This is a genomic window from Sulfitobacter sp. HI0129, assembly GCF_001635395.1.
Classification (GTDB): Bacteria; Pseudomonadota; Alphaproteobacteria; order Rhodobacterales; family Rhodobacteraceae; genus Sulfitobacter.
Genome location: NZ_LWGH01000610.1, coordinates 1 through 1,897, shown reverse-complemented (window position 1 = coordinate 1,897; position 1,897 = coordinate 1). Strand labels below are relative to the sequence as shown.

General features: G+C 53.2%; 1 rRNA gene. It reads right to left on the bottom strand.

The annotated features are described in order from the left end of the window. Nucleotides 1–1,897, bottom strand: a 23S ribosomal RNA gene (locus tag A3764_RS16080); the annotation flags it as partial.

Genomic DNA, 1,897 nt, shown 5'->3' with positions numbered 1-1,897 from the left:
GCGATGGCCCTCCCACTTGGGACCACCGGATCACTATGGCCGTCTTTCGACTCTGCTCGACTTGTCAGTCTTGCAGTCAGGCTGGCTTCTGCCATTGCACTCAACGAGCGATTTCCGACCGCTCTGAGCCAACCTTCGCGCGCCTCCGTTACGATTTAGGAGGCGACCGCCCCAGTCAAACTACCCACCACACAGGGTCCCGGATCCGGATAACGGACCGCGGTTAGACATCAAGCAGAACAAGGGTGGTATCTCAAGGGAGGCTCCACGCAGACTGGCGTCCACGCTTCAAAGCCCACCACCTATCCTGCACATGTTCGGCCTAATGCCAGTGTGAAGTTGTAGTAAAGGTGCACGGGGTCTTTCCGTCTAACCGCGGGAAACCTGCATCTTGACAGGTAATTCAATTTCGCTGAGTCTATGTTGGAGACAGCGGGGAAGTCGTTACGCCATTCGTGCAGGTCGGAACTTACCCGACAAGGAATTTCGCTACCTTAGGACCGTTATAGTTACGGCCGCCGTTTACCTGGGCTTCAATTCAGAGCTCTCACCCCTCCTTTTAACCTTCAGGCACCGGGCAGGCGTCAGACCCTATACGTCGTCTTGCGACTTCGCAGAGCCCTGTGTTTTTAATAAACAGTCGCCACCCCCTGGTTTGTGCCCCCAGCCCCTAGTTGCCTAGGAACCGGGCCTCCTTCTCGCGAACTTACGGAGGTATTTTGCCGAGTTCCTTCAACATAGTTCTCTCAAGCGCCTTGGTATTCTCTACCAGTCCACCTGTGTCGGTTTAGGGTACGATCTAGCGATGGAGCTATTTCCAGGGACTTCTAAGCAGCCCATTCAATCCAATAAGGATGAACTACCCTCGAAATCCGTCACTTCCATCTGGCCCAGGAATATTAACCTGGTTCCCATCGACTACGCCTTTCGGCCTCGCCTTAGGGGTCGGCTTACCCTGCTCAGATTAGCTTTAAGCAGGAACCCTTGGACTTTCGGCGAGAGTGTCTCTCACACTCTTTGTCGCTACTCATGTCATCATTCTCACTAGTGATCTCTCCACCGGATCGCTCACGCGCCGGCTTCACAGAAAACTCCGCGTCTCCAATACCCCGAAGGGTTAAGGAGACATGGAATTATGTCACACTACGCTCTGCTACCATGCAACTAGTGCATCCTCAGCTTCGGCTCATGGCTTGAGCCCCGTTACATCTTCGCCGCAAGACAACTTATTTAGACCAGTGAGCTGTTACGCTATCTTTAAAGGATGGCTGCTTCTAAGCCAACCTCCTGGTTGTTTTGGTCGTCTCACCTGCTTTCCCACTTAGCCATGAATTAGGGGCCTTAGCTGGAGGTCAGGGTTGTTTCCCTCTTCACGACGGACGTTAGCATTCGCCGTGTGTCTGCCATCTAGTACTCCTCGGTATTCGGAGTTTGGTTAGGATCAGTAAGCCTGTGGGGCCCCATTACCCATCCAGTGCTCTACCCCCGAGGGTATTCGGATGACGCTCTACCTAAATAGATTTCGCAGAGAACCAGCTATCTCCGAGTTTGATTGGCCTTTCACCCCTAGGCACAACTCATCCCGACCTTTTTCAACAGGTGTGGGTTCGGACCTCCAGTAAGTGTTACCTTACCTTCATCCTGGTCATGCCTAGATCACTCGGTTTCGGGTCTGATCCCACGAACTCAACGCCCTATTAAGACTCGCTTTCGCTGCGCCTACACCTAACGGCTTAAGCTTGCTCGTGAGACCAAGTCGATGACCCATTATACAAAAGGTACGCTGTCAGGCCGCAAGGGCCCTCCAACTGATTGTAGGCGTTCGGTTTCAGGTACTGTTTCACTCCCCTCGTCGGGGTGCTTTTCACCTTTCCCTCACGGTACTGGTTCACTATCG